The sequence below is a fragment of the Streptomyces sp. NPDC005955 genome (genome assembly GCF_042871255.1).
GTDB lineage: Bacteria > Actinomycetota > Actinomycetes > Streptomycetales > Streptomycetaceae > Streptomyces.
Window position 1 is genome coordinate 1218211 of sequence record NZ_JBIAIF010000001.1, and the last position, 16401, is coordinate 1234611.

A 16401-nucleotide genomic window follows, 5' to 3' on the forward strand; every position below is an offset into this window, starting at 1 on the left:
GCGCATGGCACGGACGGACCATTTCCGCCCCGCCCTGACGACTACGCCCCTTCTGCGCCCTCCCGCGTCCCGCCAAGGCTCGCGCGCCGTGCACTCCGCGCGTGCGGCACCGGTTCACGCCCCTTCCGCGATCTTTCCCGCGTAGATGTCCCCCGCGTCCGGCAGCCGTACGTCGACCGGTGCGCCGAATCCAAACAGCAGCGTCGTAGACGCGACGGCCACCGCGTCCGCGTGCCGCTCGTTCACGAAGCTGAACTGGTGCCGTACCTTCCGCACCCGCCCCTGTTCGTCGAGGTACACGTCGAACGGCACCTCCCGGGTGGAGAAGCCCTTGGCCGCCGCGGCGAGGGCGCTCCTCGTCTCGCGGGACGCCACGGCCGCCGCCCGCGCGAGGTCCGCGGTCCCGCGGTAGTGCTGCACCGGCGTCCCCGCCACCCTGGTCTGCCCCACGTACCGCACCGCGCGGGCCCCGCGCAGCAGCTCGGCGGCGGCGAACGGATCGGTGACGCCGCCGGTCACCAGGTTCCCGTCGGACACGGACGCGGTGTCGACCCGGACCCACTTGTCGGCGGGCACCCCGGCCCCCCGGTTCTTCATGTACAGCGCGCCGGGCGCCAACAGTTCGGTGATGGGGCGCTGACGAGGGCTTCCGGTGGGGTCCTGCGGCAGCACCACCCGCAACCGACCGAGCCGCCGCGCGAAGTCGTACACGCCCTCGCCGCGGATGGTGACCCGCGTACCGCCGGTCGCCATGTCCATCGCGGTGCGGGCCTTGGCGGTCCCCGCGCCCACCAGCCGGGCGGCGGCCCGGTGCACGGCGTCCACCGGGTCGGCCGGGGGCAACTGCCCGGTGACGACCCCGGTCCCGGTGCAGCCGGTGGTCCCGGCGAGCAGCCCCGTCACGGCGACGGCCGCGACGACCGCGCCCGGGCTCCGCCTGTACTGCCGCACCACCATCGCCGACCCCCATGGCTGTCGAGAAGCTGTCGATACGAGTCAGGGCACCGTGCTGTGTCGTTCCGCCTAACGACGTGTCCCGGCGCCCGTCACGCTCGGGTTCGCACCGCGCCCCCGCGGCGCTACCGTGGAACCGTGGCGCACGAGTTGGATCTCACCGAACCCCCCACCGCCGCGGAGCACCGCACCACCACCGTGGAGCAGGGCCGCTTCGTCACCGCACGCTGTAGCTGCGGCTGGCGCGGCGCGGCCCGCCGTGCCCGGAGCAAGGCCCGTTCGGACGCCGAGGGGCACACGGCCGGCCCCCTGTGCTGAACCCGCCCCGCCCGGGAACCGAACGGCACCGCCGCAGCTCTACGGGGGTGACGGACGAACGGGCGTGGGGGCGGGCGGTCGCACGCCGGACGGTCGGCGGGACGACGCACACCGCGTGCCGCCGACCGGGCCCCGGGGGGAGGCGGACATGGAACGGCGCGGTTTCATCGGCGCGGGCGCGGCGCTCACGGTGACGACCTTGGCGGGCTGCACGGGCGGTGGCGCCCGCGACGACGGAGCAGCGGTCGGCAGCACCCGCACCTCCCCGACCCCGAGCACGGACGCACCCGCCACGCTCGCCTCCGCCTCCCGCGCGGCGCCCACCAGGGTCCCCGCACGGTGGCGGGACCTGGCGCAGGACCTCGACGGGACGCTGGTACGGCCCGGCGACCGCGTCTGGGAGAGCGCCCGGATCCTCTACAACACCCGGTTCGACGGGCTGCGCCCCGCCGCCGTCGCCTACGTGCGGCACGAACAGGACGTCCGCACCGTCCTCGCGTACGCCCGGGCCCGGCGGATGCGGGTGGCGATCCGGAGCGGCGGCCACGCGTACGCCGGCTGGTCCTCCGGCAACGGGCGGCTGGTCGTCGACGTGTCCGCGCTGTCCCGGATCCGCGCGGACGGCGCCGATGCCGTCGTGGGCGCGGGGGCCAAGCTCATCGACGTCTACCGGTCGCTCGCCGCCCGGGGGGTGACCGTCCCGGCCGGCTCCTGTCCGACCGTCGGCATCAGCGGGCTCGCCCTGGGCGGCGGCCACGGCGTGGTGTCCCGCGCCTACGGGCTGACCTGCGACCACCTCGTCGGGGCGCGGATCGTCACCGCCGACGGCAAGCAGCGGGTCGCGGACCGGGAGCAGAACCGCGATCTGTTCTGGGCGCTGCGCGGCGCCGGCAACGGCAACTTCGGCGTCGTCACGGAACTGCGCTTCCGCACCCGTCCCGCGCCTCGTGCCGTCTCGGGCCGACTGACCTGGCCGTGGGCCCGGGCGGCGGCCGTCCTGAAGGCGTGGCAGGCGTGGGGACCCGGGCAGCCCGACGAGATCTGGTCCTCGCTGCACCTGGACCGCTCGCCGGGCGGCGCCCCGCGGGTGGCCGTCAACTGCTTCTCGCTCGGTACGTACGGCGAGCTCCAGAACGCGGTGGACCGGCTCGCCGACCGGATCGGCGCCTCGGCGAGCAGCGTCCGGTTGCGGCGCTTGTCGTACGCGGCGGCGATGGAGGTGTACGCGGGCTGCTCGGGCTTCGGCGAGGCGGTGCAGTGCCGACTGCCGGGGGAGGTCCCGGGGCGTTCCCCGCGGGGGGCGCTGGGCCGGGAGACCTATGCGGCCCGGTCCGACTTCTTCGACCGGTCCCTGTCCGAGGCCGGGGTGCGGACCCTGCTCGGCCGGATCGAGGGGGTGCGCGGCGGGGCGGGGAGCATCTCGCTGACCGCGCTGGGCGGAGCCGTGAACCGGGTCGCCCCGACCGCGACGGCCTTCGTCCACCGTCGCTCCCGGGTGCTGGCCCAGTACCTGGTGTCCTGGGCGGCGGGAACCGCGGGCACCGCGGCGTCGGGCTGGCTCGACGGAACGCACACCGCGATGCGGCGGTACGCCTCCGGTGCCGCGTACCAGAACTACACCGACGCCGCGCTGACCGACTGGCGCACCGCCTACTACGGGGCGGCGGCCGGACGGCTGCGGGCGGTGAAGGTCGCGTACGACCCGTCGGGCTTCTTCACCTTCCCGCAGTCCCTGTAGCGCCGCCGTCCCCGGTACGCCCCGGTGTGGGCGTCAGGCGGCGAGGTCGCGTTCCTCGGAACGGGAGCCGGGGGTGCCGGACGTTTCACGGGAAACATCGGTGACCGAGCGGGGCGCGATCAGCCAGGAGCCGTGCCGGGAGCGTCCGACCGCCCGGGTGAGCGGGGTGAGCAGCATCGCGGCGAGCGGTGCGAGCAGCAGGGCGACGGCCGTGCCGAGGGCGAATCCGCCGATGACGTCGGTGGGGTAGTGCACGCCCATGTAGATGCGGGACACCCCGGCGAAGAACGCCATCACGATGGCGATCAGCCCGTACTTGCGGTGCGCGATGAAGATGCCGACGGCCATGGCCATGGCGAGCGTGGAGTGGTCGCTGACGAAGGAGTAGTCCGTCTTGCCCTCGATGAGGACTTCCAGACCCTCGTGGTCGTTGAACGGTCTCGGTCGCTCCACGAAGCCGCGGATGGGGATGTTGACGATGACCGCGATGGCGGCGGCCAGGGGCACCCAGATGACGGCGGCGGCCGACTGCGCGGCCTCGTCCAGCGAACCCGCGCGGGCCCGCAGCTTCCACCAGGTCCACACCCCGAGCAGCACGAGGGCGAACATCAGCCCGTACTCGCCGACGTAGTGCATGACGTCGTCGAACCAGGTCGGGGCGTCCTTGGCCAGGCCATTGATCTCGTAGAGCAGGCTGACATCGGGGTTCGACCCGGAGTCTTCGAGTCCAGCCATGGTGCCGCGGCCCCTTCGTCATGCATCGCTACTGCGGGCGCACCCGGCTGTGCGCCTCACCGACCAACCCCCGTTGATCCTCGTGTCACGTCGGACGGTCACCGCCGGTCCGTCCGGCGGCTGCCCGTCCCTCGGTCCCGGCCGGGGCGGTCTCCCGCTCCGGTGTCCGAGACGGCCCCGGGGTCCACGTACACGAGGAACGCACAACCCCCGGGGACGCGTTCCGCTCTCAACCGAAAGATCACTGAGACGTTACCCAAGAGAGATTCGTCATCGCAGCTCAGGGACGGGCGGCGGAGGGAGGATTCCGGCCACTCGATGCGTGCGGATCTTCATCATCACACGCCTCCGCGACCGCCCGACACGCCGCCCCGCCCCTGGTCACGACGGGTCTCCTCAGGTCGACGGGGTGCGCGTCGGCAACGCTTCCGCGCCGTCCTGGGTCACCCGGGTCGCCCCGAAGTAGTCCGGCGTATCGATCGGGGTGAACCGGATCACGGCACCCGTCCTCGGCGCGTCGATCATGTACCCGCCTCCCACGTAGATCCCCACGTGCCGGATGGCCCGCGAGTTGGTGAGGTCGTCCGAAAAGAAGACCAGGTCACCGGGGAGCAGCTCGTCCCGCGAGGGGTGCGGCCCGGCGTTGTACTGGTCGTTGGCGACCCGGGGCAGTTCGATGTCCACACTCCGGTACGCGGCCTGCGTCAGCCCCGAGCAGTCGAAGCGCCCGCCCTGCGCGGCCGTGCCCGTACCGCCCCACAGGTAGTCCGTACCGAGCTTCCCCTGCGCGTAGTGGATCGCCCCCGCCGCCTGCCGCGAGGGCTCCACCCGGCCGACCGGCCGCGCGAAGCTCTCCTGGAGACTGGTGATGATCTTCACGTAGTTCTGGGTCTCGCGGTACGGGGGGACCCCGCCGTACTTGATCACGGCGTACGGGCCCGCGTTGTACGCGGCGAGCATGTTCTTCGTCGGGTCGCCCGGCACGTCCTTCACGTACTTGGCGAGCGCGCAGTCGTACGAGGCCGCCGACGGGATCGCGTCCTTCGGGTCCCAGACGTCCCGGTCCCCGTCCCCGTCCCCGTCGACGCCGTGCGTCGCCCAGGTGCCGGGGATGAACTGGGCGATGCCCTGCGCCGCCGCGGGGCTCTGCGCCCTCGGGTTGAAACCCGACTCCTGGTACAGCTGGGCGGCGAGCAACGCGGGGTTGATCGCGGCGCACAGGTTGCCCCACTTCTCCACCAGCGGCTGGTACGCGGCCGGAACCGCGCCCTTCGCGAGCCCGACGCCCTGCCCACCACCACCGCCCGCGAGGTTCCCCGCGGCCAGGAACGTGGCGACGACCAGCAGCATCACGAACCCGATCCCACCGCTGACGAGGGCACCGGCGACGATCCAGGCCCCACGCGCCCTACGCACCGTCAACCCCTCCTCAGCGCCGGCGAGTCCGCCGTCGGCCAGTGTAGGCCCGGCACCACGGCCCGACAGGAGCGCAACGAGGGGGTGCGGACCGCTCCGATGCGCCCTTGCACGCACCATGAGGGCCGCCCGGCGCACACCCGCAACAGGTGCAGGGCACGCCACGGAGGGGAAAAGGGTCTAACGACCCAACAGATGTGAGGTTGCGCAAGGCCATCATTGCCCGGCGTGACACCGCATGATACACAGAGTGATCAAGCAGTCCCTTGTATGCCGTTTCACGCCCCCGCGAGAGCCGGTGAACAATAATTTGTACGAAACCCGCCGACCAAAGACGCCAAGTCGACATGCTGAGGCGGATTCGTCAGCGAGAATGAGCGTGACCTCTGCACCCTCGCAGGGGGTTCGGGAACTACCCATACAGGGGCGGTGAGTTACATGTTTAGGGCAGCCGACAAGGGCGACATCACCACCATCATCGGCGGGATCGCCCCGGACTGGGGTCCCTTCGGGAGCCTGGGCAACGAGGCACGGGTGATGATCCAGGTGGTGATGGCAGCAGCCATCCTGCTGTGTCTGGGCATCGCGATCTGGGGCGCGGCCAAGCAGCGCATCGGCGCCACGGCACTGCGCGACACCTTCAGCGCGGAGCAGGGCAAGGGACTCATCGTCGCGGGCCTCACCGGTGTCTTCATCATCGGATCACTCGGCACGGTCTTCACCATCGTGTACGGAATGGCCGTCTGACCGTGTGACCCCGCCACCGCACCCCCGACGCCGCGCCCTGCGACCCGCACCCACCGGTGGGACGCACGCGGGGGCACGCCCCGGCCGCCCCCGCCCACCCGTCCGCCGCTGAGATTGCGTCCCCTGATGCCACGTCACCACACCGCGTCCCCGCGAACACCCGCACGACCCCGTGCCCACCCCGGCGACACACCCGGGCACGGGGGCACCGGACCGCGCGAACGCACCGGCCACGGAACCGGTTGGTACGGGGACGCGTCACGCGGTACGGACACCCGTACCCGCACCGCTACCGGTGACGGCGACCGGCACGACACGGAGGGGACCCACCCGCGATGAGTCCGGACGAGGGGGCCTACGGCGACCCCGGCCGCGGCGACGGCCACGCCGATCCGTACGCACGGTCCGGGCCCGGCGGCAGCGGCCAGACCCGGACCCGACTGCCCGACTACGCCGACGACCGCCAGGGCGGGCCCCGCAGACCCGTCCGCTCCTCGTCCCGCGGCCTCGTCACCGTCGTCGGGATCGTCGTCCTCCTGATCGCGGCGATCGCCTTCGCCAACCGGGGCGGTGACGAACCGTCGTCGGCCCGCCCCGACACCGAGCGGCCCCAGGCCGACTCCACCGCGGCGAGCGGCACCCGGCCCGTCGACTCCCAGCAGTCCGGCATCGCCACCGGGTTCGCCCGCGATGCGCAGGGGGCGCAGTCGGCCGCCGCGAACTACGCGGTCGCACTCGGGTCGGCGGACATGTTCGACCGGACCAAACGGTCCGCGGTCCTGCGCACCATCATCGTCCCCTCCAAGGTGTCCGGCTTCGCCTCCACGCTGGACAAGGCGTACTCCCCCGACTTCCACCGGGCCGTCGGCCTCAACGACGACGGAACCACCCCCACCGGATACACCTTCGTGTCCCGAACCACCCCCATCGGCACCAAAGCCACCAGCACCGAGGGCGACCGGGCCACCGTCGAGGTCTGGTGCAGCGGACTCCTCGGCCTCGCCGGGGAAGGCTCCACCAACCCCGTCACCCACACCTGGTTCACCCTCACCCTGAACCTGGAGTGGACCGACGGCGACTGGAAGGTCGCCACGCACTCCCAGAAGCAAGGACCCGCACCGGTCCCCGGCGACAACCGGGCGTCCAGCGCGGAGGACATCGCCAAGGCAGTCGAGGGGTACGGAGGGTTCACCTATGCCCGGTAGCCGTTCACCTGTGCGGACAGGCACCCCACCCGGAACGGGACGCCCCGGCGCCCCGCTCACCCGGGAACCGGAAGCCCGCGCGTTCACCGCGCCCCGCACCGGACGGACCCACCGTCGCGCGTCCCGGACCGCCACCGCGTTCCTCGCCGCGCCGGCCGCCGCCCTCCTGCCCGTTCTCCTGCCGGCCACCCCCGCCACCGCCGCCCCGACTCCGTCGCCGTCGCCGTCGCCGTCGGAGAGTGACGACAACTGCGACCTCATCCAGGGCCCCGCCAGGGACTACTGCGAGGACGGCAACCGGGACGAGGGCGGCGGGAGCGGTTCCTCCGACAATCCCGCGGACACCCTCGGCGACGCCCTCGACCCCCTCAACGCCCTCGCCAAGGGCTGTGCCGACGCCGCCGCCTGGACCGTGAACAAGCTGTCCGAGGCCGTCAAGGAAACCGCCGAGGTCGACTACACCAACCCCACCTTCCTCAAGCAGTACGCCGTCGTTTTCGCCGCCTCCACCATCCTCACCCTGCTGCTGTGGCTGCTCGCCGTCGCCAAACGAGCCGTCCGCGGAGTACCGATGGGCACCGCGCTGTCCGAAGCGGTCGGGTTCCTGTGGCTGACCGTCATCGCCTCCGCCTTCACCCCACTGATCCTCTACACCGTCGTCTCCGCCACCGACGGGGTCACCGACGTCCTCGCCAAGGCCACCGGCGGCCAGACCGACGTGTTCTTCGGCTCGTTCTCCGAAGCCCTCACCAAGGGCGACGACATCGGCGGCGGACCGATCATGCTGATCGTGGTCTCCCTCGTCTCGGTCCTCGCCGCCGGCGTCCTCTGGCTCGAACTCGTCATCCGCGCCGCCCTCCTCTACGTCGGCGCGCTCCTCGGCACCGTCGTCTACGCCGGGCTCGTCGACAAGAACCTGTGGGGCCACGTACGCCGCTGGGCCGGCATCATGATCGCCGTCATCCTGGTGAAACCCGTCATCGTGATCGTCCTCGGCCTCGCCGGCGCCCTCTCCAGCTCCGACGACGGACCCGACGCGTTCTCCGCCGTCGTCTCCGGACTCGCGATCATCCTGCTCGCCATCTTCGCCAGCGCCATGATCTACCGCTTCGTCCCCGGCTTCGGCGACGAGATCGCGAACTCCCGCAACAACCGCATCCAACACGGCGCCGAAAGCCGCGCCGCCGCCGTCATCAGCTCCCCCGCCGCCCTCGTCTCCCAGGGCATCAAGACCCACAGCACCCGCGCCGACCACGGCGGCGGCGGAGCACCCCCCCGCCCCAGCAACCCGGTCAGCGGAGGCGTCGCCGCCCACAGCAGCCGCGGCCAGGGCGGACAGAGCGGGCAAGGCGGCGGCACCACCCCCGCCTCCGCACCCGCACCCCGCTCCAGCCCTATGAACAGCCCGCACGCCAGCACCAACCGCACGGGAGGTGAAGGACGTTGACGACCGAATCGCTGTCCCACGCGTCCCACCCGGCCGCAGCCCGCCGGACCTATCTCATCGGCCGCGCCCGGCCCAACGCCGTCGTCGGCCGCAACCGCGAGACCGGCGAGATCGCCCTCATCATCGCCGGAGCCTTCATCGGCATGATGAGCGGACTCCTCGTCCCCGTGCTGTCGCTACGGATCGTGCTGCTCCTCGGCTTCCCCCTGCTCGCGCTCGCCACCGTCTACGTCCCCTACAAACGGCGCACCTTCTACAAGTGGTTCGAGATCGACCGCAGCTTCAAACGGCAACTCAAGCGGGGCACCACCTACCGCTCCGCCGCCCCCGAAGCCGGCATCAGCGTCGACGGCCACGAAGTCGAAATCGGGCCGCCGCCCGGCATCGGCCGCATCGCCTGGCTCTCCGCACCCTTCGGACCCGACGAGATCGCCGTCCTCCTCCACGCCGACCGCAAGACCATCACCGCGGCCATCGAAATCGAAGGCCCCGGCGTCGGCCTGCGCGACTCCGAGGACCAAGAAGCCCTCGTCGACCGCTTCGGCACCCTCCTCAAACACGTGGCCAACGGCGACGGCTTCGTCACCCGCATCCAGATGCTCGCCCGCACCCTGCCCGCCGACCCCGACGCCCACGCCAAGGACGTCGCCCAACGCGGCGACACCCACGCCCCCGGCTGGCTCCAGGACTCCTACGAACAACTCCAGTCCATGGTGTCCACCAGCAGCGAACAACACCGCGCCTACCTCGTCGCCTGCATGCACCACAGCCGGGAACTCGCCGCCGAAGCCAACGCCATGGCCCGCGCCGCCCGCGCCCAGACCGGCCGCCGCAAACTCGACCGCGACGCCGGACTCGCCGTCGTCATGGCCCGCGAACTCACCGACATCTGCTCCCGCCTCCAGGAAGCCGACATCCGGCTGCGCCAACCCCTCGGACAGAGCCGCCTCGCCTCCCTCGTGCACTCCATGTACGACCCGGACCACCCCATCGACCACATCCAGGCCATGACCAAACGCAACGCCTGGCCCGCCGAACTCGACGCCGTCGAACCCACCTTCCTCCAGGCCAAGACCCGCGAGTCCAGCACCCGCGCCCCCTGGTGCCACGCCACCGCCTGGGTGAAGGAATGGCCGATGACCCCCGTCGGCGTGAACTTCCTCGCGCCGCTCCTCGTGCACACCCCCGACGTCATCCGCACCGTCGCCGTCACCATGGACCTCGAACCCACCGAGATCGCCATCGAACGCATGCTCACCGAGAAGACCAACGACGAGGCCGACGCCAGCCGCGCCGCCAAGATGAACCGCACCGTCGACCCCCGGGACATCGCCGCCCACTCCCGACTCGACCAACGCGGCGAGGACCTCGCCTCCGGCGCCGCCGGCGTCAACCTCGTCGGCTACATCACCGTGTCCGCCCGCTCCCCCGAGGCCCTCGCCCGCGACAAGCGCACCATCCGCGCCTCCGCCGGCAAGTCGTACCTCAAGCTGGAGTGGTGCGACCGCGAACACCACCGCGCCTTCGTCAACACCCTGCCGTTCGCCACCGGCATCCGCAAATAGCCGAACCACCCCGGCCGGAACCACCACGGACCCGACCCCACCCCACGGCCCTGCACCCCACGGAGGGCCCGCACCACGAGAACGACCAGGCCGTGCACATGGACCGGGTCCAGGAAACGAACCAGACCCAGCGAACACGAACCAGGTCAGTGAACACGCCAACCAGGCCAGCGAACGTGAACCGGACCCACCGATGACGAGCGATGAGCGGGGACAGGGCGATGTGTGTGGACGGGAGCTGATGAACTGATGCGGGACCCGCTGTCCATCCTTACGGACGCGTTCACCGCCTTCCTCTTCGGGAAGGTGGAGACGACCCGACTGCCCGTGCGCACCTCCACGGGCCAGGCGCAGGCCGTCTACCTGCCGACCGCCGCACCCGGCCTCGGCGACTCCGGCGTGATCATCGGCCGCGAGGTGTACTCCGGCAAGGGCTACATCTACGACCCCTTCCAGCTGTACGGGCAGCAGCTCCCGGCGCCCCACTGGCTGGTGCTCGGCGAGTCCGGCAACGGCAAGTCCGCCCTGGAGAAGACCTACGTCCTGCGGCAGCTCCGGTTCCGGGACCGACAGGTCGTCGTCCTCGACGCCCAGGGGGAGGACGGCGTCGGCGAGTGGAACCTCGTCGCACAGGAGCTGGGCATCACGCCCATCCGGCTCGACCCGACGGCCGCCCTGGACATGGGCATCCGCCTCAACCCGCTCGACCCGTCGATCACCACCACCGGACAGCTCGCCCTGCTGCGCACCATCATCGAGGTCGCCATGGGACACGGGCTCGACGAGCGGTCCGGCTTCGCCCTCAAGGTCGCCCACGCCTACGTCAACGAAACGATCCTGGACCGGCAGCCGGTCCTCACCGACATCGTGGAACAGCTCCGCCACCCCGAACCGGAATCCGCGCAGGCCATGAACGTCGCCATCGACGACGTCCGTGCCTGGGGCCTCGACGTCGCCCTCGTCCTCGACCGCCTGGTCGACGGTGACCTGCGCGGCATGTTCGACGGCCCGACCACCGTCGGCATCGACCTGGACGCCCCGCTGATCGTCTTCGACCTCTCCCACATCGACCGCAACTCGATCGCCATGCCCATCCTCATGGCCATCGTGGGCGTCTGGCTGGAACACACCTGGATCCGCCCCGACCGCAAGAAACGCATCTTCCTGGTCGAAGAGGCCTGGCACATCATCAACAGCCCCTTCGTCGCCCAGCTCTTCCAGCGGCTGCTGAAGTTCGGCCGCCGCCTCGGCCTCTCGTTCATCGCCGTCGTCCACCACCTGTCCGACGTCGTCGACGGCGCCGCCGCGAAGGAAGCCGCGGCCATCCTGAAGATGGCCTCCACCCGGACCATCTACGCCCAGAAGGCCGACGAGGCCCGGGCCACCGGCCGGGTGCTGGGCCTGCCCCGCTGGGCCGTCGAGATCATCCCGACCCTCACCCCGGGCATCGCCGTCTGGGACGTCAACGGCAACGTCCAGGTCGTCAAACACCTGGTCACCGAGGCCGAACGCCCCCTCGTCTTCACCGACCGCGCCATGACCGAATCCTCCGCGACCCACGACGAGGCCCTGCACGCCGCGGAACTCGAAGCGGAACACCGCGCCGCGGCCTTCGTGGAACAACAGTGGGGCGACCCGTCCGAATCGACCGTCGCATGACCCGCACCCCGGCCCGAACCCCGGCAGCGCTGCCAGGACTGGCAGGACTGGCAGGACTGGCAGGACTGGCAGGACTGGCAGGACTGGCAGGACTGGCAGGAGCGATCGTAGGGGCAGGAGCGATGCGGAACCGGACGGTGTCCTGATGTCCCGGCATGACCACAGGAGGTACGGAGCCCCGTACGACGACGGTGACCGCGGGCCGGGCGGACGCGGAGTGCCCGACTCCCTCCTCGTGGGCGGCCTCGCCGCCCTCCTCTGCGCAACGCTGCTCATCTGGTCCTCCACCGGACTCGCCGGCCGACTGGCACACGGCTCCTGGCCCACCGCGATCACCTTCGACAACACTCCCGCCGCGCTGCGCCACTTGATCACCAACCCCCAGGACGTGACCGGGGCCTGGCCCGCGACCCCCGCCGAGCAGCTCTCCGGACACGAGCTGTTCTGGACCCTGTTCGCGGTCCAGACCGCCCTGCTCGTCGTCGCCGGGTTCCTCGTGATGGGACTGGTCGCGCGCCTGCGCACCGGCCTCACCCGCGCCGAACGTGCCCACGCCCGCAAGGTCGCCCGCCACCACGGCTCCCACGGCTCCCACAACCGCTACAGCGCCCACGAGGACGAGTACGGCGAACTTCGGCAGCACGGAGGGGGCGGCGTTCCCGGGGGTCGGAACGGGGAGCGGTATGCGGGGGGAGCGGGGGAGCGGCACGGTTTGGAGAAGCCTCTCCGGGGGGCTCCCCCCACCCCCCTCCCCCACCCCCCTCGTGCTGCCGGTACCCCGCTCAGCGAGCTGCCGGAACCTCAGCAGGCGCAAGCCCAAGCACTGGTCGCCGCCGAAGCCGATGCGTCGGACCGGGCACACAGCACACCGTCCACGAGCGGCGCCGTGCCACCCACCGGGCCGAACGGCTCCGGGCCCGGCTCCGGTGCCCCCGTCCACGCCTCCGTACCGTCCGCACGCGGTCCCCTGTTCCTTGGGCCCCCGCAGGACCGCCATCCCGTAGCCGCTCAGGCAGTGCGAGACGCGGAGGGTCCCGCGCTCGTCATCACCTCCGCTCCCGCCCTGTGGGAAGACACCAAGGACGCCCGCGCCAAACTGGGCCCCGTCCTCCTCTACGACCCCCTTCATCTCTGTGACACCCCGGCCCGCCTGCACTGGTCACCGAGCAGCGGCTGCGAGGACCGGGAAACGGCAGCGCAGCGGGCCAGGGCACTACTCGCTCCGACGAGGCCCACCGCGAAGCTGGACGCGGCGGTGGCCGATACCGCCGAGACCCTGATGCGCTGCTTCCTCCACGCCGCCGCGGTCGACGGACGGCAGTTCCGTCACGTCCACCGGTGGGCACAGGGACATCAGGTCCAGGAGGCGGTTCGCGCCCTGCGCACCAACCCCAAGGCTGCGTCCGGCAGTGCGGGCGAACTGGAAGCGGCACTCACCGCACACCCCGAACGACGGGACATGGCACAGGAGCTGACGGCGCGTACTCTCTCCTCCCTCTTCACCGTGAACGTCCGTGAGGCGTGCACACCCAACAGAACTGATGGGCTCGCACTGGATTCCTTCGTGTCCGAAGGGGGCACGATCTATCTGGTGGGCGAGGCGATCGAAGATCCCAAGCTCCGCCCCGGAGCCATGCCCCTCCTCACGGCTCTGGCCTCAAGCGTGGTCGAGCACGGCCGGCGCATGGCCGAACGGTCATCCTCCGGTCGGCTCGACCCACCACTCGCCCTCGTCCTCGACGATGTGGCGGCGGTCGCGCCCCTCCCCCAACTGCCCTCCCTGCTCGCGGCGGGGAAAGAGCGGGGGCTGCCGACATTGGCGCTCCTGCGTTCCCGTGAGCAGGCCCGGGCCCGTTGGCCCGAGGACGAACTTCCCGCCTGATCCGCTGCTCCGGCACCGGCCACTTCGCCGTCGTCATCGGTGCACCTCTCTCCTGGACCGGTTCGCTCCCGTGGACCGTGGTGAGCGGTTCACTCGGAACGCTCGGGCTCGTACCCGGGCAGGAGAAGAGGACCATGGTGGAGGGTCAGGGGACATCACACTGGCGTAGCGACTTCAGCTCGTACTGCGGTACTCCCTGAGCCCCGGAACCGGCCGGTGCGCTGACCCCTCCGGTATCGGTGTCCGTAGTACCCGGGTACGAGGTCCGGGGGAGGTGTTCCACGACCGTGGTGCGATGTGCGGCGGGCCCGCCCCGTACGACGATGGTCAGGTGCGCACGACAAGAACGTACGACACCGTCGACACCACTCGGCCGCCCCCGGTGCACACCCAGGTCATCCACAGGGTGCAGCAGGCCGGTCGCTCCGTCGACCTGCACCGCCCGTACCTCTGGGACGGGTTGGTGACGGGCGCTTGGGTATGCGCCGCCCTCACGGACTACCTCGGCGGCGGATGGCGCACGGTGGCCCTGGAACCCCAGCAGCCCGGCTGGCTGATGCTGTTCCTCACCTTCGGGTTCACGGTGCCGCTGTTCTGGCGCCGGACCCACCCCTTCGCCGTTCTGATGTGCACGACCGTGGTGTCCTTCGCCAACTCCCTCTCGGGGGCCTTCTTCCAGGCGGCCTTCCTCCAACTCCTCGTCCTCTTCCACATCACGCTCCGGCTGCCCTTCCGCATGTTGTGGTGGTCCTTCGCCCTGCTGTCGGCACCGCTGGTCACCGAAGCGCTCCGCTTCTCCCAAGTGAGCTGGTCCCAGTCCGTCGCCCAACCACTGTGGGCGGGCGTCATGGCCGCTCTCCTGGGAACGGTCGTACGCCGTCGCCGCGAACACACCGATGCCCTGGTGGAACGGGCCCGCAGACTGGAGATCGAGCGGGACCAGCAAGCACGTCTGGCCGCCGCCGCGGAACGCACACGCATCGCACGAGAGATGCACGACATCATCGGCCACAACCTGTCCGTGATCACCGGACTCGCCGACGGCGGAGCCTATGCGTCGAAGAAGTCGCCGGAGCGCGCCGGAGAAGCGCTCCAAGCGATCGCGAGCACCAGTCGGCAGGCACTGTCAGAGCTTCGGCGGCTGCTCGACGTACTGCGTGAGGACCCGCCTGCCGCGGCCGGCCCCGAGCTGTCCCCGCAGCCGGCCCTGGCGGACCTCGACGCGCTCGTGGAACGCGTACGCAGCGCTGGGCTGCCCATCCGCACCACCGTCCAGGACACCTCCCGCTCCGTCCCACCCGGCCTCCAACTCACCGTGTACCGGCTGGTCCAAGAGGCCCTCACCAACACCATGAAGCACGCGGGCCCGGGAGCCGCGGCCGAGGTGCGGGTCCGGTACGAGAGCGGACTCGTCAGCATCACCGTCACCGACACCGGCGGCACGCCCGGCGGCGGCCCGTTACCCGGTACCGAACCGTCCGCCGGTCCGCCCGGTCCGCCCGGTCCGTTCGTCCCGCCCGGTACACCGTCCTCCGGTCGAGGGCTGGCGGGCATGCGTGAGCGGACCGCCTTGTACCAGGGGACACTCGACGCCGGTCCCGTCACCGACGAGCAGGGCCACTCCATCGGCTGGCGGGTCCACGCCCTGCTGTCCCTACCCAAGGAAGCCGCGACGTGACCTCCGTTCTGATCGCCGACGACCAGCACTTGCAGCGACTCGGTTTCCGCATGCTGCTGGAGAGTCAGGACGACATCACGGTCGTGGGCGAGGCCGCGGACGGAAGTGAGGCCGTCCGTCTCACCGCGCTGCTGCGCCCCGATGTCGTTCTGATGGACATCCGCATGCCCGGCCTCGACGGAATCGGCGCCACTCGCCGCATCGTCGCCGCCGGCGCACCCACCCGGGTCCTGATCCTCACGACGTTCGACCTGGACGAGTACGCGTACGCGGGGTTGCGGGCGGGTGCCAGTGGATTCCTCGTCAAGGACGCCCTCCCCGAGGAGTTGCTCTCCGGCATACGCGCCGTGGCAACAGGGGACGCGGTGGTCGCACCGAGCCTGACCCGGCGGCTCCTCGACGCATACGTGCAGCACCTCCCCTCCGACGTCGAGCAGGGAGAGGACAAGGTCGACGAGCGCATCGCTTCGCTCACCGAACGGGAGTTGGAAGTCCTGACCGTCATCGGCAGGGGCTGGACGAACCCGGAGATAGCCGCGCGGCTGCATCTGGCCGAGTCCACGGTGAAGTCCCACGTGGGCCGCGTACTCGCGAAGACCGGGGCCAGGGACCGCATCCAGGCCGTGATCCTGGCCTACGACACCAAGCTGGTGCAGCCCTCCTGATCGCATCCACACTCTCGTCGCCTCAAAGAGGGCAACAAAAAAGGAGTGGTTCCCCGACCCTAAGGCCGGGGAACCACTCCTTCTCATTCAAAATTTGTTCGGCGGCGTCCTACTCTCCCACAGGGTCCCCCCTGCAGTACCATCGGCGCTGTGAGGCTTAGCTTCCGGGTTCGGAATGTAACCGGGCGTTTCCCTCACGCTATAACCACCGAAACACTACGAAACACACACCGCACACACCCCAACCACCCAAACCGGGGATCAAAGGATGTGTTGGATGTTCGTGGTTTCAGAACCAACACAGTGGACGCGAGCAACTGAGGACAAGCCCTCGGCCTATTAGTACCAGTCAACTCCACCGGTCACCCGGCTTCCATATCTGGCCTATCAAC

Annotated in this window: 13 protein-coding genes and 1 rRNA gene; 10 read left to right on the forward strand and 4 right to left on the reverse strand. The window is 70.8% G+C overall.

What is annotated here, in order from left to right; genetic code table 11:
* Positions 1-114: 114 nt before the first annotated feature.
* Complete coding sequence (locus tag ACFYOU_RS05330; RefSeq protein WP_391303737.1) at positions 115-957, reverse strand: hypothetical protein; 843 nt, start codon at positions 955-957, stop codon at positions 115-117.
* 135 nt (positions 958-1092) lie between these two features.
* Between ACFYOU_RS05330 and ACFYOU_RS05335 the strand changes: the two genes are divergently transcribed.
* Both ACFYOU_RS05335 and ACFYOU_RS05340 read left to right on the forward strand, forming a co-directional pair.
* Positions 1093-1272, forward strand: a complete 180-nt coding sequence (locus ACFYOU_RS05335) for a hypothetical protein (protein WP_391303738.1) — start codon at positions 1093-1095, stop codon at positions 1270-1272.
* A gap of 148 nt (positions 1273-1420) precedes the next feature.
* Entirely contained in the window at positions 1421-3010 is a 1590-nt protein-coding gene (locus ACFYOU_RS05340) for an FAD-binding protein (RefSeq protein WP_391303739.1), read from the forward strand.
* 33 nt (positions 3011-3043) lie between these two features.
* Here the strand turns inward: ACFYOU_RS05340 and ACFYOU_RS05345 are convergent, their stop codons facing one another.
* Positions 3044-3745, reverse strand: coding sequence for a phosphatase PAP2 family protein (locus ACFYOU_RS05345; RefSeq protein WP_389767837.1), 702 nt, complete (start codon positions 3743-3745; stop codon positions 3044-3046).
* Positions 3746-4141: 396 nt separating this feature from the next.
* The gene (locus tag ACFYOU_RS05350; RefSeq protein WP_391303740.1) at positions 4142-5167 is read right to left on the reverse strand and encodes an NlpC/P60 family protein; all 1026 of its coding nucleotides are present in this window, start codon (positions 5165-5167) and stop codon (positions 4142-4144) included.
* Positions 5168-5599: 432 nt separating this feature from the next.
* Here ACFYOU_RS05350 and ACFYOU_RS05355 point away from each other — a divergent pair, with 432 nt between their 5' ends.
* From ACFYOU_RS05355 to ACFYOU_RS05390, 8 genes are all read left to right on the forward strand, one after another.
* Positions 5600-5908, forward strand: a complete 309-nt coding sequence (locus ACFYOU_RS05355) for a hypothetical protein (RefSeq protein WP_385490204.1) — start codon at positions 5600-5602, stop codon at positions 5906-5908.
* 335 nt (positions 5909-6243) lie between these two features.
* Complete coding sequence (locus tag ACFYOU_RS05360; RefSeq protein WP_391303741.1) at positions 6244-7113, forward strand: hypothetical protein; 870 nt, start codon at positions 6244-6246, stop codon at positions 7111-7113.
* Positions 7114-7279: 166 nt separating this feature from the next.
* Positions 7280-8560, forward strand: a complete 1281-nt coding sequence (locus ACFYOU_RS05365) for a hypothetical protein (protein WP_391303787.1) — start codon at positions 7280-7282, stop codon at positions 8558-8560.
* Between the two features lie 11 nt (positions 8561-8571).
* Positions 8572-10125 carry an SCO6880 family protein gene (locus tag ACFYOU_RS05370; RefSeq protein ID WP_391303788.1) on the forward strand — a complete coding sequence of 518 codons (1554 nt, stop codon included), beginning with the start codon at positions 8572-8574 and terminating at the stop codon, positions 10123-10125.
* A 249-nt stretch (positions 10126-10374) separates the two neighbouring features.
* Positions 10375-11784 (forward strand): ATP-binding protein, encoded by a 1410-nt coding sequence (locus ACFYOU_RS05375; protein WP_389767842.1) that lies wholly within the window; start codon positions 10375-10377, stop codon positions 11782-11784.
* 145 nt (positions 11785-11929) lie between these two features.
* The gene (locus ACFYOU_RS05380; RefSeq protein WP_391303742.1) at positions 11930-13666 is read left to right on the forward strand and encodes a type VI secretion protein; all 1737 of its coding nucleotides are present in this window, start codon (positions 11930-11932) and stop codon (positions 13664-13666) included.
* Between the two features lie 331 nt (positions 13667-13997).
* A complete protein-coding gene (locus tag ACFYOU_RS05385) occupies positions 13998-15344 on the forward strand; it encodes a histidine kinase (RefSeq protein ID WP_391303743.1) in 1347 nt (448 codons plus the stop codon).
* Complete coding sequence (locus tag ACFYOU_RS05390) at positions 15341-16009, forward strand: response regulator (RefSeq protein WP_391303744.1); 669 nt, start codon at positions 15341-15343, stop codon at positions 16007-16009. Before ACFYOU_RS05385 ends, ACFYOU_RS05390 begins: the two co-directional genes overlap by 4 nt.
* 96 nt (positions 16010-16105) lie before the next feature.
* Here the strand turns inward: ACFYOU_RS05390 and rrf are convergent.
* Positions 16106-16222: ribosomal RNA gene (gene rrf / locus ACFYOU_RS05395) — 5S ribosomal RNA — on the reverse strand.
* Positions 16223-16401: the final 179 nt, after the last annotated feature.